The organism is Pontiella sulfatireligans (assembly GCF_900890705.1).
Classification (GTDB): Bacteria; Verrucomicrobiota; Kiritimatiellia; order Kiritimatiellales; family Pontiellaceae; genus Pontiella; species Pontiella sulfatireligans.
The window spans coordinates 1,041,820-1,066,460 of the sequence record NZ_CAAHFH010000001.1 but is presented as its reverse complement, the minus strand read 5'-3'; the positions used below and the strand labels follow the sequence as shown (position 1 = coordinate 1,066,460).

Below are 24,641 nucleotides of genomic sequence, written 5' to 3'. Positions count from 1 at the left end.
GCCGGGGCGGACAGACCGTGCACGGAACTCGCTTGAAAGGTGGCAAAGGAAAGGCGACCGAAGGTGGTCTGTGGGTGCCGTGTCTCGTTTCTTGGCCTGGCCACCTGCCGGAAAATGTGGATCGCGAAGAGCTTTGTGGGCACATCGATTGGTTTATGACTTTTGCCTCGCTTGCAGGCCGCTCGATCTCCGCACCAGGGCAGCAGGCTTGGGATGGGCGCAATATGCTACCGGTTTTATCCGGCGCAGCGGATGCTGGCTGGAATAACCGCTTGTTCGTCGGCCACCGCGCCCGTTGGAAAAACGGAGAAGCGGCAGAGACGAAGTATGTGGAATGCTCCATTCAGAATGGAGACTTTAAACTCTATAACCATAAACATTGTCATCCCACAGCTCGTAAACAAAAAGGCTGGCTTGTGAGCTCTAAATCCTCCACTCGGAGGGTATGAAAAAACAGAGACAAAAACACAAGCCAGCCGGACATAGGTATACAACCTTGAAACAATTGTGCAATCTGATTCCCGGGCACATGGTATCTAACCTTGCGAAGAAGCATGGCGTGGATATCCAGAGCCGGACGTACACGCCGTGGAGCCATGTGGTTTCGCTGCTCTACGCCCACTTCGCCCATGCGCTCGGACTCAACGATGTGTGCGACGCGCTCCAGATGAACGCGGCGGCGCTCTCCACCATACGCGGAGCGGTTCCGCCTTCGCGCAACAACCTCAGCCATGCGAACAAGATCCGTAGCGCGGACATGGCCGAAGAACTTTACTGGAACATGATGAAACATCTGATGGATACGGTTCCGGGCTTCGCGAAGGGCAAGGTTCGGCGCGGATACCTCCGGCGCTTCAGCAAGACGATCCATGTGCTGGACTCGACCACGATCCAGCTGGTCGCCAACTCCATGGAGTGGGCGAAGCACCGCCGCCGCAAGGCGGCGGCCAAGTGCCACCTGCGCCTCGACCTGCAAAGCTTCCTGCCCCGGTGCGCTATCATCGACACGGCGAAACACCACGACAGCACGATGACCCAAAGCCTGTGCGCCGACCTCAAGCCCGGCGAAATCGCCGTGTTCGACAAGGCGTACAACAAGTTCAAGCATCTCTTCGGGCTGACGGAGCGCGGCGTCTGGTGGGTTGGCCGGGCGAAGGACAACATGCAGTACAAGGTGGTGCGCACCCTCGAAACCACCGGGCACAAGCGCATTCTGCGCAACGAGGTCATCGAGATGGTGGTCGAAGCATCGAGGAAGGCCTACCCGTGCGAGTTGCGCAGGGTCGTGGCGCTCGTCGAGGTCAACGGCAAGGAGGTCGAGATCGCCTTCATCACCAACCATCTGGAGTGGAGCGCGTGGACGGTTGCCGAACTCTACCGTTGACCGCAAGCGCGTCCAGGCCGTCGACGAGCGGGACGTCGTTTGCGTAGCGAACGGTGTGGGTTTCCCATTTGCCCTTGTTCTTGGCGCGGCGCGTTAGCGTGTGCAGGCCTGCGCCGGGCTCGAGCTCGTCCACCCATTCGTAGAGGTGCTTGTGCGAGTCGGGCTTGCAGACGAAGATGAAGTGGTAGTTACCTTGCGGCAGAAGGGCTGGCGCGAATAGAGGTCGTCGCCGAGCAGGGTGTCGTTGCCGGTGTGGCAGAACGCGCCGTTGGCCGCGAGCCAGCGCTTGGCGGCGTTGGTCTCGCAGTCCTGCTTCCCGGCCCCGTCTTGCGGGACGATGAACTCGGGGCGCAGCGCGATGGCTTGGCTGCGCCCGGGCGCGACGACGACGGGGGTGATGGCGCTGTGGTGGTATGTGATCGAGCCGTTCTTGTGCTGGCGGGTCGAGCAGTTCTTGCAATGAACCTTGCTTGAAGAGTGGTGCCAGGTGCCGTCGAGGGCGATGAGCTGGGTGCCACCGACGCAACGGAACCCGTCGAGGACGCCCTGCGCGCGCATCGCGGCGTGAATGCGGTCATAGACCGGGAAGAGCGCCTTCGGCTCGACCGGGTCGAGCAGGCTGCGAACATGATTGTCGGTCGGGATGGCGCCGGTTTTAAAAAGCGTGCCCGCATTGCTGCGCCCCTTGCTTTCCTGCATGGCGCGCTGGGCGGCCAGGAACGACGAGTTTTGCATGAAGAATACCGAGAAGGCCACCAGCCCGGCGTCCTGCATCGAATACTGCGTGTTGCTTCCCGTCCGCTTGTCGGGGAGCAGGGCCAACGTGTGGCGGAGTTCGTCGATAATTTGGTCAAAGCCTTCCATACGGAAGCAATAAACGCAGAAAAAAGCCGGCCAAGCAGCCCCTAAATGAAAAAAAATGCGGCCGACCCGCCTGTTGCTGTCGCTTCAATCCATAATTAGAATTGCTGGCAGAGCACCCTCCATATTCCTTTTGGGCCCTATATTTGATATACAGCGTAGCTGGACATCTTATCTAAGATAATTTCATTGGAATTTTAATATCCAGTTTATGCTGCCCGTGATCGAGGGAGTGAGTGTTGCGCGGGCAAGCTCGTCTGCTTGTTCCACGGCTGATAGAATTGCTGTTTTATCGCTTGTTTTAAGCTCCATTGCTTGGAAACCATCGGGGCAGACGATACGCAGCTCATAGGGGTCGTTGGCGACGACATTGCTGGTTCCGCGCAGTTCTTTTTTGCGCGGATTCCACTCTTCGGAGACCACGTCGATTAGCCCCTGGGTGATGTGGCGCGAGGTGCTGAGCAACTGCGGGTGATCCTTTGTTTTGCGTAGCGCGAGTACCTGGCAGTGCGCACCTTTCAGTGTGGTGTTCAGTTTGCCCTTGACGGTGCCGAGATAGCGGTTGGCCCAGAAGTCGAACGCTTCGTAGCCTTTGTTCGGGTCGAGGCCCATGCGTTCGAGAGGATAGTTGATGGCGGTCTCTTTCTCCTCTTCCCAGTTGAACAGGGCGATAACGACCATGCGGTCGTTTTCAACCTTCCAGATCTGCGGCTTGCTGTTTTCGAGGATGTCGATCGGGCGCACATCGAGGTTATGTGCGGGAAGCGTGCGCTTGATGATGTCGAACCGTTCGGGGGAGAGTAGGGAATACTGCACGCTTGTGGTGTTCAGAGCCCCGCTGACCGCCACCCAGGAGGCCATCCAGCGGGCTTTGTGGAGGGGGTTGGATTTGCGCACGTAGATCGGGTCGGGGTCGTTGTACCAAACGCGGTTGTTAAGGAACCAGAGGTTGCCGGCGTAGTCGGCGCCGGCGATGGTTTGTTTCCAATCGCCTTTGGATGCGCCTCCGTTGTCGGGGCCGACGCGCATGGCGTCGACCAGTCCGAACACGGGGGCGAAGGAAACCATGTTCTGGGTGGCGGCGCAGCCGAGGATGGTGGTGTCCGGGAATTCTTCGCGCATGATGTCGAGCCCTTTGCGGTAGGCTTCGACAAAGGTCATGCTTTTGTCGTGGATTTCCGCATTGCCGAACACCTTTCCGTCGTAGGAGCGGTTGACGTAGAGGTTGTGGCTCGGGGAGCCGATGTGCAGGCCGTCGACCTTGATGTAGCGATAGCCCCAGTCGTAGATGCGTTTAAAGCGTTTGCGCAGGAAGGCTTCGCCCAGGGGGCTGGAGGCATCGATGGTGGTTCCCGACCAGCGGTTGTCCTCAAAGGGGCCGCCGGTGGCTTTGTCGATGGCAAAAATGGCCGGATCAAAGGTGGGATTGTTCAGGTCTCCGGCAAACGGCATAAACCAGATGCCGGGGACGAATCCTTCCTTTTCGATTGCATCGGCGGTTTTGGCCATGCCGCTCGGGAAATGCTTGGTGGTGGAGATGAAGGTTTTTATCGGTCCCTTATTCTGTTTCCCGGGGTTGTTCTCGGGCGCCTGCCAATTGTCGTCGATTTGAAGGACGTCCAGGCCGAACGGTTTCAGGTATTTTTGTGCGAAGACGGCGTTTCCGGCGATCATACTTTCGGTCGAGGCGCCGGAGCCGGTTTGTTTGCGGTGGTACCAGGTGCAGTAAACGTTGGGTTTGGGCGGCAGGTTGATGTCGTAAACCTTGGCGATGTCGTCGGCATACTGCTCAAGGCCGAGGCGGGCATCGTCGAAAAATCCGATGAGCAGGATGTCGGTCTCGCGGGTTTGGTCGGGTTGCACGCGCATCAGCCCGAAATCGAGCTGCGTTTCAAGCTGGTGTTTGCCTTCCTTGAACGTGGGCAGCATTAGGCCGACACCGCGGAGCTGGGTCAGCCAGCTGCAAATCACGCCGTTGCGCGATTCGGGATCGGCCAGTACGGAGTAGGCATAGCTTCCCTTGGGGCTGCTTGCTGTCCGAAGTCCACCGGTTCCGAGGGTGTTTAATTGGGATTCCTTCACGTCGAAGTCGAAATCCATCTTCGCGATAATCAGTTTTTTTAGATTGAGCATTTCCTCCCCATGGTTGGAAACCCGGGTTTCAAGATGGGCGAAAGGATTGCCATCGTAGAGGGTGAGGGTGGTGGTGCTGTCGCCATGCTTGATCATGAGCTGCTTTCCCTTTCCCCAGAGCTGATCGCTACATTCCGCAATCTTGCTGCTTTGAATGAATCCGGGAAGGTCCAGCTGGGCGGTCATCTGCTGCGCATCGACTAGCGAAGACAGAACCAGTTTTTCGCCAGCTCGTTCAATTTTCATGTATTTGTTCTGAATGAGTGGCGCTGCCTGTAGGGAGCAGGCTGCAAAAAGGGCGAGTGTTTTTACCAGGGATTTCATTCTGATTCTCCGTTTAATGACGCTCTATCAAATAAAACAGTATATCCTGCGAGTAAAGCGATAAGTATGGCCTATTTAGATAAGGTTTGTCTGTTTTTGAACAACACATGCAGATTACGCAGAAACTCCGTCCAAAAAGAATGAAATATACCGTTTTATTATTGTGCTCCTGAGCTCTTTGGCTAAGGTATCTTGCGTGGGTTTATTAAATGTCATAATCCCGCTTTGTGGGTGGTCGGGAAGCGGTAACGGGGAAAATGCATGAAAAGGAAACGCGTGGTGTGTGGTTTCGGGCTGGGTTTGCTGTTGTTGGGAACAGGCTATGTTTCTGCTCAATCGCCCAATATTGTGATCATTTATGCAGATGACCTGGGTTATGGCGAAGTGAAGGCGCTCAATCCTGAGCGGTGCAAGCTGGAAACGCCCGCCATCGACTCGCTTGCCCGCGATGGCATGGTGTTCACGGATGGGCACAGCAGCTCGGCGGTCTGCACACCCTCGCGCTACAGCATGCTGACCGGCCGTTATTCCTGGCGTAGCAAACTGCAGAAGGGCGTGTTGAACCCCTGGGGCGAAAATCTCCTCAATCCGGAGCGCATCACCATGCCGGAACTGGTCAGAACGAAGGGATACCTGACGGCGGCTATCGGCAAGTGGCACCTAGGCTGGGATTGGCAGAAGCGGGATGGCAGCTATGTTTTTGACGAACCGGTGCGGGGCGGACCGGTCGATCACGGCTACGACTATTACTTTGGCCCCGACGTGCCGGATTTTCCGCCGTTTGCCTGGATTGAAAACGATCGGCTGACCGCGATGCCAACGGAGAACAGCAAACCCGATCCGCGCGGCGGACGCGGCGGGCCGTTGGTGCCGGGCTGGGACCCGGAGGCGATGCTTTCGACGATGGCCGGTAAGGCTGCGGATTATTTTGATGAACGTGCTTCCGACAAAAACCCATTCTTCCTCTATTTCGGGCTCACCTCGCCGCACACGCCGATCGTGCCTTCCAAGGCGTGGCAGGGAAAAAGCGGGATGGGGGCCTACTGCGACTTCGTGCTCGAAACGGATCACACGGTCGGGCAGGTTCTCCAGGCATTGGAAAAAAGCGGGCTGGATCAGAATACGCTTGTTTTCTTTTCGAGCGATAACGGCTGCTCGAGCGGGCCATCCAAATCGATAAAGCTGGCCAAGGAGTTAGGCCACTATACCAGCGGTAAGCTGCGCGGCCATAAAGGCTCCAACTTTGAAGGCGGAACCCGCGTACCGTTTATCGTCCGCTGGCCCGGTGTGGTGCCGGCCGGTTCCGTTTGTGATCAGATGGTCTGTCAGATTGACTATATGGCCACGGTGGCCGACGTGTTGGGCATCGAAATGCCTGCATCAGCCGGGGTGGACAGCATCAGCTTTCTTCCGCTGCTGAAGGAACCGCAGGCGGCTCCACCGCGCGAGACGCTGATTCTGCACAACTACTATGGCGAATTTGCATTGCGCGATGGACCCTATAAGCTGATTCTTGCTCCGGGCAACGGGCAGGGGTTCGGCGGCGGGCCGTCTGATGCCGAGGCCATCCAGCGCGGTGACCCCATGGTGCAGCTCTATAATCTGGGAGACGATGTGGCTGAAACCACTAATTTAGCGAATATACACCCCGAGCGTGTCCAACTAATGACCGAAAAACTAGTCTCCAGTGTGGCGCGGGGCAGGACAACGCCGGGCAAGCCGCTCAGGAACGATGCTGAAATCGATCTCTACAAGAAACATTTACACAAAGGTAAATAAACAATGAAGAAAACTACGATTATGACTGCAGTGCTTATTGCAGCGCTGGCCTCGGGCATTCAAGCCGCGACAGAAAAACCGAATATTGTGCTCATCTACATGGACGATCTGGGCTGGAAGGATATTGGTTGCGCCGGCAGCACGTTTTACAAAACTCCGAACATCGACCGTCTGGCCGCTCAAGGCATCCGCTTCACCCGCAGTTACGCAGCTGCGCCGCTCTGTGCCCCCTCCCGCGGTGCGGTACTAACCGGAAAATTTCCCGCCCGCACAAAATACACCAGTATCTCCGGCGGCGGCTCGGACGATTCTCTCTGGACGCAAAGCAAGGCGCTGGGCGTGGGCAACACCTGTATAGAAGCGAAGGATCGGCATGTGGTTCCCAGCACGGAAACCGTCTTTGCCGAGCAACTCCAGGAGGCCGGATATAAAACCTGCTTCCTTGGGAAGTGGCACTGCGGCAGTAAGTCCGGCTACGCTCCACAGGATCGCGGCTACGACGAGGTGCATGCTTTTTTCCCCAAGAGGGATGGAGGACTCTATCCGCATTACCTGACCCAGAGTGATGTCGACCAGATGGTGGGCCTGCCGAAGGCCAAGCCCGGCGATTATCTTTCTGAGATCATGACCGACCAGGCTTGCGAGTTCATGGGGAAACAAGCGAAGGACGGGAAGCCCTTCCTCCTCCACCTGTGCCATTATTTGGTACATGGGCCGGTCGTGCCCAAAAAGGGATTGCCGGAACAGTATGCCGAACGCCTTAAAACCATCAAGACCGACCAGGACAACTGCGACTATGCTTCGATGGTTGAGAGCATGGATGATTCTGTCGGGCAGATCATGGATCAACTTGAAAAACTGGGAATGCTTGAAAACACGCTTGTCATTTTTACCGCCGATAACGGGGGGTTGACCTGGAAAGAAGTTACCTCCAACTATCCCTTGATGGGAGGCAAAAGCTTTTCGCACGAAGGCGCCTATCGCGTACCGTTCATTGCAAACTGGAGGGGCCGCATCGAACCGGGCCAGATCAATGACACGCGTGTGATCGGAACAGATCTTTATCCGACCCTTCTGCAGGCCGCCTGCCTGCCGCCGAACCCCGAGCAGCATATGGACGGGCTGTCGCTGATGGGCGAATTTACCAAGGGGAAGGAAGGCCTTTGCCTTCCGGAACGCCCGCTCTATTTCCACCATCCGCACTACACGCACGCCAGCAGCCCGCACTCGGTCATCATCGATGATGGCTTCAAGTTGGTGCGTTACTACAATGATGAAGAGGGGGCCTACGCGCTTTTCAATCTCGAAGAGGATCCCGGTGAGCAGATCGATCTTTGCGACACGAATCCGGAAACCGTTCAGCAGCTCGCCAAAAAACTGGACGCCTTTCTCGACGGGGTCGATGCGGAACGACCCATTCGCTCCGACAGCGCAGAGGGTCGCCGCACGCTCGAACTGCACGCCCAAGGCAAAAACAAGGGCTGGAGCAAAAAGTACAAGGACCACACCAAGATTATAAACAAAAAAACCGAACGTGAATTTGCGATGAAAGAACGCGCAGTGCAGGAAGCAAAAATTGCTGCTGGAAAAAAATAGGCCAATGAAAAGGGCACACATGAAAAAACAAATTCTGATGGCGGTTTGCATGGCCGTTTGCGGTGTTGTGGTCGGCGATGTTCAGTTGGCCTCGGTGTTCAGCGACCACATGGTGCTGCAGCGCGGCAAGCCGGTGCCGGTCTGGGGCACGGCGGAACCCGGAGAAAAAATCACGATTGAATTTGCAGGGCAGAAAAAAACGGCCTTGGCAGATGCTGCAAACCATTGGAAGATTCTGCTCAATCCCATGCCCGCATCTTCAAAACCTTGGAAACTCATCGTCACCTCTCAAGTTTCAGATTTCAAGTTTCAGGTTTCCGACGTCCTTGTGGGCGATGTCTGGCTTTGCAGTGGGCAGTCCAATATGGAGTTTACGCTTAAAAACACGCTGGATTCCGAAGCTCTGCTACAGTCTGCTGGGCATCCGTCATTGCGCCTGCTGGAAGTGCCGGGGCGGCAGATGGTTTCTTCGCCCAGCAAAGGGTTCGACGCGAGCTGGAAGGTCGCCGCTCCGGAAACCACCGCCACTTTTTCCGCCGTCGGTTTTCTTTTTGGTCAGCGCATTCATACGGAAAGCGGTGTTCCGATCGGCTTGATCGAATGCGCAAAGGGCAGTTCAAGTGTCGAGTGCTGGGTTTCAAATGAAACGATCGCAAGCGAATTGTTCGCCCCGGCGGTAAAGAAGTGGCGCGAGGTGGAGGCTGGCTGGGAGGATCCTGCTGTGCGTGCAAAAGTGATCCATAAATCCGTCAAGGATCCCGATACCATCCAACCCTCGGAATCGCGGACTTATCCCGCCTGCTGCTACAACACCATGCTCCACCCGCTCTTCCCCTTCGCCATCAAAGGCGTTGTCTGGTATCAGGGGGAAGCCAACCGCGAACGCGCTCACCAATACCGCATGCTCTTCCCGGCCATGATCGAAGAATGGCGCGAACGATTCGAGCAGGACGACTTTAAGTTTTATGTAGTCCAGCTTCCAGACATTGGAAAAGATACCGCGCCATCCGGTGGTGAAAGCATCTATGCTGAATTGCGCGAGGCGCAGTTACTTACTGTGCAAAATGATCCGCTACTGGAAATGGCCGTCATCATTGATTCCGATCAAGAGGGCAACATACACCCGAAAAACAAACAGCTGCCCGGTGATCGCCTGGCGCGGATTGCTCTGGCAAAAGATTATGGAAAACAAATTGAATGCAACAGTCCGCTCTTTCGCGAAATGAAGATCAAAGGGAAAAGGGTCCATCTCTCCTTCGACCATGCCGATGGTTTAATGGTTGGCAGGCGCATTTCCCCGACCAGTTTGGAAGTTGAAGCTACCGATGAGCCGCTGGCCAACTTTGCGGTGGCCGGCGCCGACCGGAAGTTTTATCCGGCCAACGCCGATATTAAAAGCGACAGGATTGTGGTCCATTCCAAGGATGTGAATAAGCCGGTTGCGGTTCGCTATGCCTGGGCCGACAATCCTGCAGGATGCAATTTATACAACCAGGCGGGGCTTCCTGCCTCGTCGTTCCGTACCGATGACTGGCCTTGCGTAACCGAGGGTAAACTCGATGGAAAGGTGCTGGTCATCCGGCCATGAAATCAAAAAGGAAATGAAGATGAAAAAATTGACGATTCTATTCGGTCTGTTGTTTGGGGCTTGTCTGGCCTTTGCAGATAATCAGCCGAACATGATGTTTATTCTGGCGGATGACTGCACGTTCCGGGATCTGGAACTCTATGGCGGCCCCGCCAAGACGCCGCATATCAATAAACTGGCGGCAGAAGGCATGACTTTTTCGCGCTGCTACCAGGCTGCGCCGATGTGCTCGCCAACGCGCAATAATCTTTACACCGGTGTTTATCCGGTTAAAAGCGGCGCTTACCCGAACCACACGTTTGTTTATTCCGACGTTAAGAGCATTCCACACTACTTGAAGGAGCAGGGGTACCGCGTGGCGCTGATCGGCAAGGTGCATGTCGGCCCGAAAAAAAACTTCCCGTTTGAGTACATCGACGACTTCGGCGCACACGGCGCCATGCCCGAAGGGGAAGATGAGCTGAGTCGTCCCGTGCGTTATCCGGAGTTCGATGCCTTCGTGAAGGAATGCACCGAATCGGGAACGCCGTTTTGTATTTTCGCTACGTCCAACGAGCCGCACGGACCCTATGACCGGGGCGATGCCACCCAGTATCGGAATGGAAAACACAAGATGCCGGCCAATCTGGTCGATACCCCGAAGACGCGCGAAGAATATGCGCGCTATCTTGCGGAAATTACTTATTTCGACGGGCAGGTTGGCGAGTGCATTTCGATGCTTTCGAAGTATGGCGTAAAAGATAAAACTCTGATCATGGTTGCTACGGAGCAGGGCAGTTCGTTTCCTTACGGGAAATGGACCACCTATGAAAACGGTGTGGCCAGCGGACTCGTGGCGCGGTGGCCGGGCAAAATCGCCGCCGGAAGCAAAAGCGATGCGATCGTGGAATACTGCGACGTGGTGCCCACGCTGCTTAAGGTCGCAGGGGCTCCTATTCCGAAAGCAGTCGAGGGGCTTTCCTTTCTCCCTGTGTTGATCGGCGAATCGACGACCCATAAAGATTATTCCTATTCGCTGCACACGACCGTTGGCGTGAACGGATTCAAAGAGCCGTATGGAACGCGATCCGTTGTTTCGAAGCGTTACCGCTACATTCGTAACCTAACGCCGGAAGGCAAATTCACGGTGGGGCCCACTCGTCGGATTGCCGATGGCAAGGAAGCTTCCGGCTATATTGGGGAATGGGTGGAGCGCGCCAACGACGGGGATAAAAATGCCCGCGCCCTGATTGATAATTATATCCGCCGCCCGGCCGAAGAGCTGTACGACATCATTGCCGATCCCTACTGCCGCAACAATCTGGCCGCGAATCCTGAAAATAGCGGCATCTTGAAAGAACATGCCGCCAAGCTGGATGCCTGGATGAAGCAGCAGGGCGACAAAGGGGCGCAGACGGAATTGGATGCCAAATATCGTTGCACCAAGCTGGACGGTAAGGGCTGGAAAAACAATGAACGGCCTTCGGAATAGGTCGGATCGATGAGCTTATGATGAATACGAGAAAAGAAATCAGGGCATTCACTGTTGTATTGTGGGCTGTGGCTTCTCTGGTTCATGCTGCTGTAGAAGGACTGCCAAGCATCGTCTATATCATTTGCGATGATCTGGGATATGGTGAAATACATGCTTTAAATCCGGATCGGAGCAAGGTGCCGACGCCGCATGTGGACAAGCTGGCTTCGCAAGGCATGGTCTTTACCGATGCCCACTCTGGCTCGTCGGTCTGCACCCCGACGCGCTACGGTGTGCTGACCGGGCGCTACGCATGGCGCACCCGTCTGCAGAACGGCGTAGTGCATCATAACGGAACCCCGATGATCGCTGAGGATCGCCTGACTGTTCCCGCATTGTTAAAGCGTTCCGGATACCACACGGTCGCAATCGGCAAGTGGCACTTGGTTTATAACTTCGTCGATGAAGGCGGCGAAAGGGTACAGGGGAGCAAGAAGAAAAAATGGAATGCCGGCATGCCCGTCGGTACACGCGTGGAGGACAGTCCGATCACGCGAGGTTTCGACTATTATATCGGCTTTCACCATTCGGCGATCATAGAGACCTTTGTTGAGAATGATCGGGTGATTGCTGACAAGCCGAAGAACGAGGTGCTGGAGTTTCTCGGCAACCGTGCCGTGAACTATATCGGCGAACAGGCCGGAACGGATAACCCGTTTTTTCTCTATCTCGCCCTCAACTCCCCCCATACCCCGATTGCCCCTTCCAAGGATTGGATCGGTAAAAGCGGCATGGGTGACTATTGCGATTTCCTGATGGAAACCGACGATGTGGTTGGTCGCGTTCTCCAGGCCTTGGAAGACAGGGGGATGGCCGACAACACACTGGTCTTTTTTACCTCCGATAACGGCTGCTCGGCTGGGCCGGCCCATGCTGCCGACCTGATCAAAAAATACGGCCACTATCCGAGTGCGCACCTGCGCGGCTACAAGTCCGATGGCTGGGATGGCGGGCATCGCGTACCGTTTGTCGTGCGTTGGCCGGGCAAGGTGAAGGCCGGTTCCACAAATCAGGAGTTGGTCTGCCATACCGATATGCTGGCCACTTGTGCCCAACTAACCGGACAAAAACTGGCCGCTAACGAGGGCGAGGATTCTGTCAGCATTCTTCCTGTATTGCTCGGCAAAAACACGAAGCCGGTTCACGATGCGGTGGTGCACCATTCCATCAATGGAAAGTTTTCCATCCGGCAGGGCAAATGGAAGCTGTGCCTCCATCCCGGTTCCGGCGGATGGAGCGGTCCGAAAGACGCGGCCGCTCGCAAAGAAGGTCTGCCGGAATATCAGCTCTACGATATGGAAAAGGATATTGGAGAAACCACGAACCTTGCAGGCCAGCACCCCGAAAAGGTGGAACAGCTACTAACCCTGCTGAAAAAGCAGGTAGCCGATGGCCGCAGCACCCCCGGAACGTCCCAGCATAACGACGTCGGGATCGATGTTTTCAAAAAGGATAAATAATGCCAAAACATGTAATCGTATTATTCGGAGCCAGCATTTGGTTGGCCTTTTCGAATACCGGGTTTGCCAAACCCATTACGCTGGAATCTCCGGAGAAGAAGGCTTCGGTATTGCTGTCGCTGGCAAAGGGGCAGCCACAGTGGGAACTGGATTATAATGGGCATAAGGTATTGAAGTCCTCCCGGTTGGGGCTATTGCTCGGCGAGGCATGGCAAGGCGGTTTTGAGGTGCTGGGCGCGGAGACGGCCTCGGCAGACAGTATTTGGAAGCCCGTGTGGGGCCGTTGCTCTGAGGTGCGCGACCATTACAACGAACTTACGTGGAAGCTTTTGGAAAAGCAGGGCGCGAAGCGGCGGCTCGACATTGTTGTGCGAGCCTACGATGCCGGAGTGGCGATTCGCTACCGGCTGCACGGCGAAGGAAACGTTCAACTAGAAGCCGACGAAACCCGTTTTGCATTTACGGGCGACTACACGTGCTGGAGTGCCAACGGCGAGCGCCCCAATATAGGCCCGGTTAAGTTGAGCGAATATAAGGGGAGCCAGTTTCCACTTACCGTTCGGGTGGCTGATGATTGCTACGCATCGGTTTTGGAAGCGGCGATCTTTGACCACGCATTCAGCCAACCGAAGCGGATTGGGCCGACCGAGTTTCAGTTTGCCTTCCACAATAAAAATGAGAAGGGCGGCGAACTGGCCCTTCCGGCAGAAACCTCGTGGCGCGTGGTTTTGTTGGGGCAGACTCCCGGCGACCTGCTCACAGGAAATGTGATGCTTAACCTGAACCCGCCCAATGTGCTGAAAGACAGTTCGTGGGTGAAGCCAGGGCTGGCTATGTGGGACTGGCGCGCGTGGGGTGGAAAGGGCGACGATGGCTTTGTCTACAATTTGGATATGGCCTCCTGGCGGCGTATGATCGATTTTGCATCGAAGCACGGGATCGAATACCTCGTGCTCGATGCCAACTGGTATGGGCATGAGTTCGATGCCAAATCGGATCCGATGACCAGTCGTGACTACATCGTTTATCAGCCGAATCCGAACAGCCCGAAGATGGGCACGAAGCCTGCACCGGAAAACGGGGACGATTCCATTGATGTGCCCGCCCTTATTCAATATGGCAAGGCGCACAACGTGGGCGTAATTCTCTATATCAACGACGTCGCCCGCAATAATTATGATTTTGACAAGACACTGGCCACCTATCACGAGTGGGGCGCGGCGGGCATTAAATACGGATTCATGAAACGCAACGGCCAGGACAAGGTGCTGACTACTCGCGAGATTGTGCGGCAGTGTGCGGAAAACCAGTTGCTCTGCGATTTCCACGATGGGCCCGTGCCGCCCTCGGGCGATGAACGCACCTATCCGAATTATGTGACCCGTGAGTTCTGCCACGCCCAGGCTGATGCCAGGAGCTCGTTCACGCCGGAAACCTTCTGTACCACGGTGTTCTGCAATATGCTGGCCGGGCCGCTGGACATGTGCAATGGCTTTATGACCCTGACCGATCTGGAAAAAGAGCGTCCGAAGGTTTTCAGACCCATCAATTCCACGGTCGTAGCCGAAGCGGCCCGTGTGCTGATCACCTTTTCCGGATTGGCCTATCTACCGGACACGCCGGAGTCCTACGAAAGCAAGGCCGATCTGTTCGAATTTATCGCCCGGCTTCCGATGACGTGGGATGAAACCCGAATTCTCAACGGCGAGATTGGTCAACACATCACCACCGCGCGCCGTTCCGGCCGCACCTGGTACATTGCTTCCTGCTGCGATGAAACGGGTGCCGAGCTGCTGATCGATCTTAACTTTCTGGAAGAGGGCACGGCGTATACGGCGACCCTCTTCGAAGATACCGAGAAGACTCATTTCAAGACGAACAAGGAAAGCTATCGGGTTCGGAACATTTCGCTGAAGAAAGGCGATCGCATCACTGCTCGGCTGGCTCCGGGCGGTGGGCATTGCATGATAGTAGAGATTGAAAAATAGCAGCATATGAAGATTATGTAAACACAGACAGAGGGAAACTGTTCTATCGCCTAATCCATCAATTCGTGAACATGATAGAATCAGCTAGCCCCGTAAAAAAAGATGTGTCCAAGAATCATAAAACTTTACGTCTCCATCAGATTCGGATGGTGATGCGTGCCTACTTTGGGTCGATATGCTCTCCGTTTGTACCAGAATCACTCTTTTGGACTTTCTTATAGCCGCCTGAAAGACGAGCTCTCATCAATCAGTTAGGATTTAAATATGAAAAAGAAAAACACAATCAAAAAGCTCTTAGGTTATGTCATCGTAATACCGTTGATGGTTATGACGGTGAGTGCCGCTGCGGAGAGACCCAATATTCTATATCTCTTTTCGGATGATCACAGTCCCCGGACGGTCAGCGCGTATCCGGGGTCATACCCATATGCAAACACACCGAATATCGACAATCTGGCTGAAAACGGGGTCAGTTTTGAAAATGCGTATGTGGGTGCCCGGTGTGTGCCGTCGCGCGCGTCGATGTTGACGGGCCGCTTGCAGATCCATGTGGAGAGTGGCACGACCCGCTACTGGCCTCAGGATTTCAGAGCTGCCGGCTATACGACGGCAATGATTGGTAAGTGGCATTGGGGAGCTGGCGCAGAAGCCCACCAGCACGGGACGGCCTGGGATTGGTCCGTGGTCTGGGATCATGGTGCTCCTGACGGGGCGGCCGGCGGCTATTACTATGACCAGTTCGTCATGATCGACGGTGCCGATCCGGTTGAACTGGGCGGCTACAGCACCGACCGCTACACGGATTATACGCTCCAGTTCCTTGAAGAGCAGGAAGGTGCCACCAAGCCCTGGTTAATGTGGCTTTGCTATGGTGCCGTGCATGGGCCCTATACGCCGGCGGATCGCCATATCGGAACACTTACCGATGCGGAGCAAACTCCGGTTCCCGCCGATATTTATGGGCCGCGCCCCGGCAAGCCGGATTATATCAATACGTTTACTCGGTGGAGCGACCAGAACGGGGTTCCATACACGGGCACGCAACCGTTTGATCTGGCGGTGAAGCAGTATACCGAAGCGGTGGCGGCGATCGACGAAAGCGTAGGCCAGATTTTCGCTGCGCTGCAGGCCAGCGGGCAGTTGGAAAACACCATTATCATTTTTAGTGCCGATCAAGGGTATGCTTGGGGGAATCATGGTCTGATAGATAAGCGGTTCCCGTATGAGGCTGCCTTACGTAGTCCGTTAATTTTCTATGCTCCCGATCGTTTCGCTACCAATGCGTGGTGCAATCATCCGGTCAATGGTCCGGATATTGTTCGCACCATTCATACCTTGGCGGAGGTTGAACCGGTTATTCCGATGGATGGACGCGATTTCTCGCAACTGCTGGTGCAGCCGGAGCACGATGAGACCTGGTCGGACGATCCGATGGTTCAAATATTCACGGAAAACACCTATGGCTCGGAGGCGATTGAAGAGCGTTTGGCTGATGAGGATTGGAGCAACCTGGACTGGAACCAGAATTCTCCGGCGGGAACCCCGTACTGGATTATGACACACGACGGCCGATACAAATACACACGCTACATGGCCGACAATCATATGGAAGAACTCTATGATTTGCAGACCGATCCGGAGGAATTGACGAATCTGGCTTTCACCGCGGAATTCAGTACGAAGCTGGTGGAGCTCCGCGCGCAGACTGTTGACGGGTTCCATGCCATCGGTGCTGATTTTGTGGATCTGCTTCCCGAGCCCGGTCCGCTGCCGGCACCTGTGCCTCCGCTCCCGCCGAAAGACGCCTATAACTTACTTGAGGATTTTGAGTCGCGTTCTTTGGGGGCTGCGATCAGCGGGCAGGGTGATTGGGGGGGCAACACCACTTCCGCCGATGAATTTGTTGTGAGTCAGGAACCGAATGACCCTTCCAATCAGGTGCTGTTTTTCAATCAGGGAACAGATGCTGATGTATCCTTGAATGCCAGCGCATTGCGCATCACCAACGATACCACCAGCACCCTGTTTTTCCGCATGCGCGGTATGCCGGTAGAGCCGGGGGAATCCAACCTTCTGGTTCGGACTGCACTGATTGAGCAGGCTTCGGGTTCAGACACTGAACCGGGATCTGGCGCATCAGAAATAGCAATCGATTTTGATTCAATATCGTCGGCGACAGAGGCCGAGCTTTCCGCTGCAACGATTGGCGGAAGCTGGACGCTGAACTTGGACCGAGGGGCGGTTTACAGCATTCAGGCAGATAATGGCGGTGCGAATGACCGGGCCTTTCTGGCGGATGATGGAAACGACGGGAATGCCGGTGAAATCCTTTTCGCAACATTGGCCTTCGACACCTCTATGGATGTTGTGTCAGCGCCCGACCGCAGTTGCAGCATGACTTTCGAAACGGGAACGTCCCGCAAGAATGTTGGAAAAAATATCATGTATGTTTTTCATGACGGCAGCTCCGCTGAAGCCATACGAATTATTTGGCAGAACGACGGCTCACTGTTGGTGAACGGCACGACCGTGGGCACCGTATCAACGCTAACAGATGCCCAGATGACTTCGGGAAACTGGGACTCAACATCAGATAAGGTTCAGCACATCCAACTTGTATTCGGACAAACCTCTTGGGATCTCGATTGGAACGGCGCGGCTTTTTCCGGCCTCAGCTACGCGCCCGGATTCGATGGAGAAATCACTGCGTTTAACTTGTATAGTGAAGGAGCCGGGGACAATTCCAAGGGGGCTTATCTCAACGATATCAGCATCATCATCACCGAACCGGCATCGAGCGCATCCGAAATAGCAATCGATTTTGATTCAATATCGTCGGCGACAGAGGCCGAGCTTTCCGCTGCAACGATTGGCGGAAGCTGGACGCTGAACTTGGACCGAGGGGCGGTTTACAGCATTCAGGCAGATAATGGCGGTGCGAATGACCGGGCCTTTCTGGCGGATGATGGAAACGACGGGAATGCCGGTGAAATCCTTTTCGCAACATTGGCCTTCGACACCTCTATGGATGTTGTGTCAGCGCCCGACCGCAGTTGCAGCATGACTTTCGAAACGGGAACGTCCCGCAAGAATGTTGGAAAAAATATCATGTATGTTTTTCATGACGGCAGCTCCGCTGAAGCCATACGAATTATTTGGCAGAACGACGGCTCACTGTTGGTGAACGGCACGACCGTGGGCACCGTATCAACGCTAACAGATGCCCAGATGACTTCGGGAAACTGGGACTCAACATCAGATAAGGTTCAGCACATCCAACTTGTATTCGGACAAACCTCTTGGGATCTCGATTGGAACGGCGCGGCTTTTTCCGGCCTCAGCTACGCGCCCGGATTCGATGGAGAAATCACTGCGTTTAACTTGTATAGTGAAGGAGCCGGGGACAATTCCAAGGGGGCTTATCTCAACGATATCAGCATCATCATCACCGAACCGGCATCGAGCGCATCCGAAATAGCAGTCGATTTTGAGTCCTTGTCGACCGCAACAGCCACTGAGCTTTCCGCTGCAACGCTTGGCGGAAGTTGGATGCTGAACTTGGACCGAGGGGCGGTTTACAGCATTCAGGCAGATACTGGCGGTGCGAATGACCAGGCTTTTCTTGCGGATGATGGAAACAACGGAAATACCGGTGAAATCCTTTTCGCAACACTGACCTTCGATCAGCCCGTTGATGTGGCGTCGGCGGACGACCGCAGTTGCAGCATGACTTTCGAAACGGGAACGTCCCGCCAGGGTGATGGAAAAAATCTCATGTATGTTTTTCATGACGGCAGCTCCGCTGAAGCCATACGGATTATTTGGCAGAACGACGGGTCACTTTTGGTGAACGGCACGACCGTGGGCGCCGTATCAACGCTAACAGATGCCCAGATGACTTCGGGAAACTGGGACTCAACATCAGTTAAGGTTCAGAACATTCAGATTAATTTTGGGCAAACAACTTGGGATCTCGACTGGAACGGGATGGTCGTTTCCGGTCTCAGCTACGCGCCCGGATTCGATGGAGAAATTACCGCTTTTAACCTGTATAGTGAAGGAGTCGCGGACAATTCCAAGGGGGCTTATCTCAACGATATCAGCATCATCATCGCCGAGAGTCAGGTCGTGGTTTTTGGGGATCCACAGCTTACCATGGACCTTGCGAGTGATGGCTCTTCGAATATGACGTTTATAGGCGACACGGTTCTGGACGAAGCGAAGTGGTACGATGTGTGGTGTGTTGTGGATAATGCGGACGACACCTTCAGTGCCTATATCAGGCCGGATGGAAGTAATCAGTTTCTAATTGCAGTAAATAAGGCGTTCTTTGACAGGGAGGGAACGAATGATTTGGTCTCTTTGATGCTGAAGAGTCCGGGGGGTTCCGGTTCCAACGGGGATGCCTGGTTTGATGATTTTTATATTTTTCACGGGCTTGATGCGCATCACATTGATCCGGTCGCTCTTCCGGCCGATCACCTCTCGCCGGTAGCGGATGCCACTGTGCATGACGGGGATCCGGTCTCCGGAAACTTTGGCAGCGACCCGGCTCTGGCTACTAAAACCGGTGTTGCAGGCTACAACCATCACACCTACCTGAAGTTTGATGTATCGGGCATCAGTAGTGAAGTGTCCCGGGCTCTACTGCGATTGAAGGTTCAGAGCATCAATAAACCGTCTACCAGGCACCATATATATTTTGTTGAAGACGATACGTGGACAGAATCGGGTATCGTTTGGACGAACAAGCCGGAGCAGGGATTGGCGCTGGATTCAGCATTGGTTTCCAGTGTCGGCGAATGGATCGAGTTGGATATCACCTCGCAACTGGAAGCGGAACGCACCGGCGACGGACTGTTGAGCCTGCTTATTGAGGATACTTTCGGGAGCGGTTGTTCCAGCGCTTACCACTCCAAAGAGGCCGCATCTCAAGATGACCGTCCCTCAATACACGTTTATTATGAAGTTCCGGAGGAGACGAATCCGATTATGTTACGATCCCTTTGGGCCGGATCATGGGGGCAGGATATCGGGGCTCTGACTGAAGATTTCGATGGGGATGGCGTGAACAACTTGTATGAATATGGATGGGGCGGAAATCCCACCAATCCCCAGATTAAGGGCACCCTTCCAATCTTTGGATGGTCCGGCACGAATCTGGTCTATGTGTATGCGAAGCGCACCAACGACACGTCACTCATCTACTATCTGGAATCAACGGACGATCTGGTTGATGGCGTATGGAGCAATGCCGGTTATCAGGTTATGTCCACGAATTCCGGGGAGCTTGATACCGTAACGAATCGGGTCTCGCTGGATCCGTCTCGGCTCTTTGTTCGGCCTGTTATCAAATAAATGCGCCTAACCTCGTTTTGGGAGTAGACGTCAGGTGTCCGCATCGGCTTTGGATCGTCGATTAGTTGTACAAGAGAAAAGAGGCATGAAAAATAGATTGGAAAAATACTCATCGGGGCCGTTGCGTGTTGTGCACTGTCGGTTGTCGCTGAGTTGAATTTTTTCTAACTAGAGTGGCTTGTATGAAACGGATGATTTTATCGCTGGTGTTTATGACTATGGCTGCGGGGGCTTCGCCTTCCGTTATACCCCAACCCTTGGAGATGAAGGAGACGGACAAGATCCTTACGCTTCAGCCGAATGCGGGCATCTCGTACGTCGATACTGCGGCAAAATCATCCGCCGAGCAATTGGCGTCTATGCTCCGACCTGCAACGGGCTATGACTGGCCGGTCCGGCAGGGAGGAGAGGGCACCATTGTTCTGCAAACTCGAAAAGACGCTTCGCTGGGTAAGGAAGGGTATCGGTTAAACATCACAGATCGCGTTGTCATTCAGGCACCGACCGCTGCGGGACTCTTCTATGGTGCGCAGACCCTGCTTCAGCTCTTGCCTCCGGAAATTTATTCCGCCAAAAAGGTTTCCAAGGTTTGGAACGTGCCGACGGTGGAAATCCGCGACACGCCGCGGTTTGAATGGCGCGGTATGATGCTTGATGTATCGCGCTGTTTTTTCGGCAAGGAATTTGTGCTGCGGTATATCGACCTGATGGCGATGCATAAGGCCAACGTACTGCATTGGCATTTGACCGATGATCCGGGCTGGCGAATTGAGATCAAGAAATACCCAAAGCTGACGGACATCGGTGGGTTCCGCGGCAAAGGGGAATCGAGGTATGGCGGTTTTTACACACAGGATGATATTCGGGAAATTGTTCAATACGCGGCGGATCGTAATATCATGATCGTGCCGGAAATTGAACTTCCCGCGCATTCGCAGGCCGTGATGGCCGCCTATCCTCATTTGGCCTGCTTCGACAAAGAGCAGACCATTCCGACACGCCACTTTATTTCGAGAGAACTTTATTGCGCGGGCAAGGAGAGTACCTGGGAATTTCTTGAAGATGTCATGGATGAAGTCTGTGAATTGTTCCCTGGAAAATATGTGCACATCGGCGGTGATGAAGCCAAATATGATCAATGGAAAAAGTGTCCGGATTGCCAGGCCAAAATCAAAGAACTGAACATTAAAGGCGAACATGAGCTTCAGGGATGGATGACCCAACGGATCGAAAAATATCTTCAGCAACACCATAAAAAAATTCTGGGCTGGGACGAAATTCTCGGCTGCGGGGTTTCTGATGAGGCCGGTATCATGAGCTGGTGGCGCCCGAAAGCCGCTGTAGAAGCAGCGAATCGTGGGAATCCGGTTGTCATGGCCCTCACGGGTCACTGCTATTTCGATGCGCCTGAAAGTCATGTCGTCGGCGAGCCCCCCGCCGCAACCTGGATTCCGCCGGTTTCATTACGCCATGCCTATAACTGGGATCCCGTTCCCGCCGCGCTGAAAGGCGCCGCGATTAAAAATATTCAGGGAGCCGAAGGCTGCATTTGGAGCGATCAGCTCATTAACCCTGCAAATGGGCTCATGGATAAACCCGGAGAGGGAACAGCGCATTCCGAGGCGTATGTGGAATATCTAACACTACCGCGTCTTGCGGCATTGGCAGAGGTTTGCTGGACCCCTCAAGACGATCGTGTCTGGGATGATTTTTTCAGCCGGATGGCCACGCAGTATAACCGCTATGACGCAGCAGGCTGGAACTACCGAACACCGCTTCCGGTGGTTGAAACGAAGCAAAATGAGGAGGGAACTTTTTCCATTTCCGCGATCGCTCCTATGCGCGGCGCTTCGGTTCATTACACACTAAACGGAATGGAACCTACCGCTACATCTGTGGAGCTGAATGCCCCGATTAATGTGAAAGACACGATGGCGTTCAAGGCGGTTACGGTTGGCGCGGATGAACGACGAACCAGCCTGGTGTTTAATTTCGAGGAAAAACTGGCGCCGCGCTACCGCAAGCTCGGCGCGCTGGTGGGCAAATGGTCGGCAGAGAATGTGGCGCCCGTCATGAAATTCAAGGTGACGGGCAAGGTGGATCAAAACGGGATCTACCGCGTCTCTTTCTCGGAAAAAAAGAGAGGCGAGGCCATGGAGGTTACCGGTCTGAGGTTGTTGAAGAACGGACGGGCCATCGCGGAAGGCACGCTATTGGGGCCGACTTCGAAACGGCCGAAAACCGAAGGTGTTGATCTGGTGGTTTCAGACTATGAAACCGGAGCGCACTTTGAGTTGGAAGTTACTATGAAACCCGGAAAGAATCAGGGCTTCGTGTTGATTAAGCGAAAGTAGAATGAACTCCTGGGGTCGTGGATGTGGATCTGGTTAAACCCGTTCGGGGAAGAGTGGGTGAGAAGTGATTTTTGAAAATAAGGAAACGATATGAAAACATGTGTTGTCAGAATGATGTTAGGAATTGTTTTGTTGGGTGCGCTGTCGGCTACGGCGGACATGGAAGGGGCGGAGACCTTCAATCCCCGCAACCTGGTTTGGGAAAATAAGGATTTTTCCGATGATTGGGAAAACGTCGGTTTTATCGGTGACGGGCAGCAGGGCGCGAGCGTTCTGCTCGATAACGAAAATGCCAACGACCTGCGATTCTTGCTGAGCCGCTACGACATCGTCGAATATCCCGAAAAAGGATATTGGCCGCGTGTGTTTGCCGGTAATGTGATCATCAGTCCGAAGGGCACCGTTGCCGACCGCACGATGGAACAGGATCTCTATACGGGCATCATTTCGGGTACGCTCAAAAGCGATAAAGGAATGATTGAATGGAAGGCGTTTGCCGAGCGCGAACACAACGTGATTGTAGTTGGTGTGCGCGGGCAGGGCGGTGAAGCAGGAGCCGAGCCGACCTATCGCGTCGAACGCCCGGTGGACACCCGCCGCTACTTCGTGAAAAGTAAGCACTATAAAATACGCGGCTACGATAAAATTCCTTTCGCTCCTGAAGCCAAGCCGATGCGTTCAATTGATGGTATCCAGGTATTGGAACAACCGATGAACAACCGGGGTGGATTCGGGGTGGCTTTCCAACCAGTGGAAAATTCCAACGGTTGGAACTATATCCTCATTGCCCTTTCCGCTGATCCGGGCACTGATCAGGACGCGGCCATTGCTCGTGCGGCGGAGCAGTCGTTGGTTCGCGTTAAGGCCGCGGTTGCTAACGGCGTGGACAAGCTGACTGAATCGAATATCGAGTGGTGGAAAAACTACAGTGAAAAATCTTGTCTGAAGATTGATGAGGATCCCCGGTGGGAAAAACTCTATTCGATTCAACTCTACAAATTCGCAAGTGCGAGTTCGAAAGACTCGCCCTACCTGATCGATAATCAGGGGCTGTGGCCGTGGCATTGTGGCTGGGCGGGTACCTGGTGGAATCTGAATGTTCAGCTCTCCTATTTCCCGATGTGTTCGGCCAATCGTTTGGATGCCGGCAAGTCGATGATCAACGGAATCAACCGTATGTACAACGACGGAACGCTGCGCGCCAACGCCGAGCAGAACGGCTGGCCGGGCATCACGGTCGGGCGCAGCTCCGACTACCGCGGCCGCAAGGACCAGGGCTGGAGCCGCGAGTTCGGCAATCTGACCTGGGTGCTGAACAATTACTGGAAATATTGGAAGTACAGCGGCGACGAACAGATCGGCCGCGATCTCTTCCCGATGCTTAAGGACAACATTGTTTTCCTGACGCACTTTCTGGAGAAGAAGGAAGACGGCAAGCTTCATATGCAGAAGTCCCGCTCGCCGGAATATGAAAACGTGACGGGGGACAATGAAGCCATGCGGGAGGATAGCAATTATGCGCTGATGTCGCTCGACTGGGCGCTGCAGACCGCCATTGAAATAAACGAGGAGCTGGGCTTCAACGATCCGGCTTCCAAGGTTTGGAAGCAGACGATGGCCGATCTGACGCCGCTTCCTGTCGCGGAAAAAACCGGCTTCATGGTCAGCGGGAATACGGAGTTTGATCACGGGCACCGGCACTATTCGCATCTGTTGTCCATCTATCCCTACCACACCGTCAATGTGGACCAAGGACCGGAAACTCGGGCGCTGGTCCAGAAGAGTGTGGATAACTGGCACAGTTTTGGAGGCAAAGGATCGGCCGGATATACCTTTACCGGAGGTTGTGCAATGTATGCCTTGCTCGGACAGGGTGACCGCGCACTGGAGCTGCTCGACCAGCTGCCCGGACGGCTTAAGCCCAACACCATGTACCGCGAAGGCGGCGGGCCGGTGATCGAAACGCCACTCTCTACCGTCGAATCGGTTAACTATCTGTTGCTGCAGTCGTGGGGTGGAGTGGTGCGCGTCTTTCCGGCGGTTCCGGCAAAATGGAAAAATGTCGAATACCGCGACCTGCGCTGCGAAGGCGCGCACCTGGTTTCTGCGAAGCGCGTCAACGGAAAGACGCAGTCGTTCGAACTGACAGCCGGGCGGGATGGAGACGTGCTGATCAAAACCGACCTTGTTAATCCCAAGGCCAATATGAAGCTAAAATGCGTGGCTCGGGACGGTTTCTTTGCGACTTACAGGGTCCAGCTTAAGAAAGGTGACAAGCTAATGGTAGATGCCGACTAAAATGG

General features: G+C 54.6%; 13 protein-coding genes. 11 read left to right on the top strand and 2 right to left on the bottom strand.

From position 1 onward, the window contains the following. Window positions 1-32: 32 nt before the first annotated feature. Window positions 33-449 (top strand): alkaline phosphatase family protein, encoded by a 417-nt coding sequence (locus SCARR_RS03695; RefSeq protein WP_168432976.1) that lies wholly within the window; start codon window positions 33-35, stop codon window positions 447-449. Between the two features lie 47 nt (window positions 450-496). Next, on the top strand, window positions 497-1,384 hold the full coding sequence (locus SCARR_RS03690; protein WP_168432975.1) for an IS4 family transposase: 888 nt from the start codon (window positions 497-499) through the stop codon (window positions 1,382-1,384). Between the two features lie 93 nt (window positions 1,385-1,477). On the opposite strand, the gene SCARR_RS03685 is transcribed toward SCARR_RS03690, so the two are convergent. Both SCARR_RS03685 and SCARR_RS03680 read right to left on the bottom strand, forming a co-directional pair. Then, a complete protein-coding gene (locus SCARR_RS03685) occupies window positions 1,478-2,248 on the bottom strand; it encodes a hypothetical protein (RefSeq protein WP_136060166.1) in 771 nt (256 codons plus the stop codon). Window positions 2,249-2,431: 183 nt separating this feature from the next. Continuing rightward, window positions 2,432-4,624 (bottom strand): alpha-galactosidase, encoded by a 2,193-nt coding sequence (locus tag SCARR_RS03680; RefSeq protein WP_136060165.1) that lies wholly within the window; start codon window positions 4,622-4,624, stop codon window positions 2,432-2,434. A gap of 339 nt (window positions 4,625-4,963) precedes the next feature. Between SCARR_RS03680 and SCARR_RS03675 the strand changes: the two genes are divergently transcribed. The 9 genes from SCARR_RS03675 to SCARR_RS03635 all read left to right on the top strand — a co-directional run bounded on the left by SCARR_RS03675 (window position 4,964) and on the right by SCARR_RS03635 (window position 24,636). Next, entirely contained in the window at window positions 4,964-6,481 is a 1,518-nt protein-coding gene (locus SCARR_RS03675; protein ID WP_136060164.1) for a sulfatase family protein, read from the top strand. Between the two features lie 3 nt (window positions 6,482-6,484). Next, entirely contained in the window at window positions 6,485-8,077 is a 1,593-nt protein-coding gene (locus SCARR_RS03670; protein ID WP_136060163.1) for a sulfatase, read from the top strand. A gap of 19 nt (window positions 8,078-8,096) precedes the next feature. Then, window positions 8,097-9,665 (top strand): sialate O-acetylesterase, encoded by a 1,569-nt coding sequence (locus tag SCARR_RS03665; RefSeq protein WP_168432974.1) that lies wholly within the window; start codon window positions 8,097-8,099, stop codon window positions 9,663-9,665. A 19-nt stretch (window positions 9,666-9,684) separates the two neighbouring features. Further along, a complete protein-coding gene (locus tag SCARR_RS03660; protein WP_222846166.1) occupies window positions 9,685-11,136 on the top strand; it encodes a sulfatase family protein in 1,452 nt (483 codons plus the stop codon). Window positions 11,137-11,156: 20 nt separating this feature from the next. Further along, a complete protein-coding gene (locus SCARR_RS03655) occupies window positions 11,157-12,638 on the top strand; it encodes a sulfatase family protein (protein WP_136060160.1) in 1,482 nt (493 codons plus the stop codon). Next, the gene (locus tag SCARR_RS03650) at window positions 12,638-14,626 is read left to right on the top strand and encodes a glycoside hydrolase family 97 protein (protein WP_136060159.1); all 1,989 of its coding nucleotides are present in this window, start codon (window positions 12,638-12,640) and stop codon (window positions 14,624-14,626) included. The genes SCARR_RS03655 and SCARR_RS03650 overlap by 1 nt, the downstream gene beginning before the upstream one ends. Before the next feature lie 264 nt (window positions 14,627-14,890). After that, complete coding sequence (locus tag SCARR_RS03645) at window positions 14,891-19,984, top strand: sulfatase-like hydrolase/transferase (protein ID WP_136060158.1); 5,094 nt, start codon at window positions 14,891-14,893, stop codon at window positions 19,982-19,984. A gap of 182 nt (window positions 19,985-20,166) precedes the next feature. Further along, window positions 20,167-22,338, top strand: a complete 2,172-nt coding sequence (locus SCARR_RS03640) for a beta-N-acetylhexosaminidase (RefSeq protein WP_136060157.1) — start codon at window positions 20,167-20,169, stop codon at window positions 22,336-22,338. Window positions 22,339-22,428: 90 nt separating this feature from the next. Beyond that, a complete protein-coding gene (locus SCARR_RS03635; RefSeq protein WP_136060156.1) occupies window positions 22,429-24,636 on the top strand; it encodes a glycosyl hydrolase family 95 catalytic domain-containing protein in 2,208 nt (735 codons plus the stop codon). Window positions 24,637-24,641: the final 5 nt, after the last annotated feature.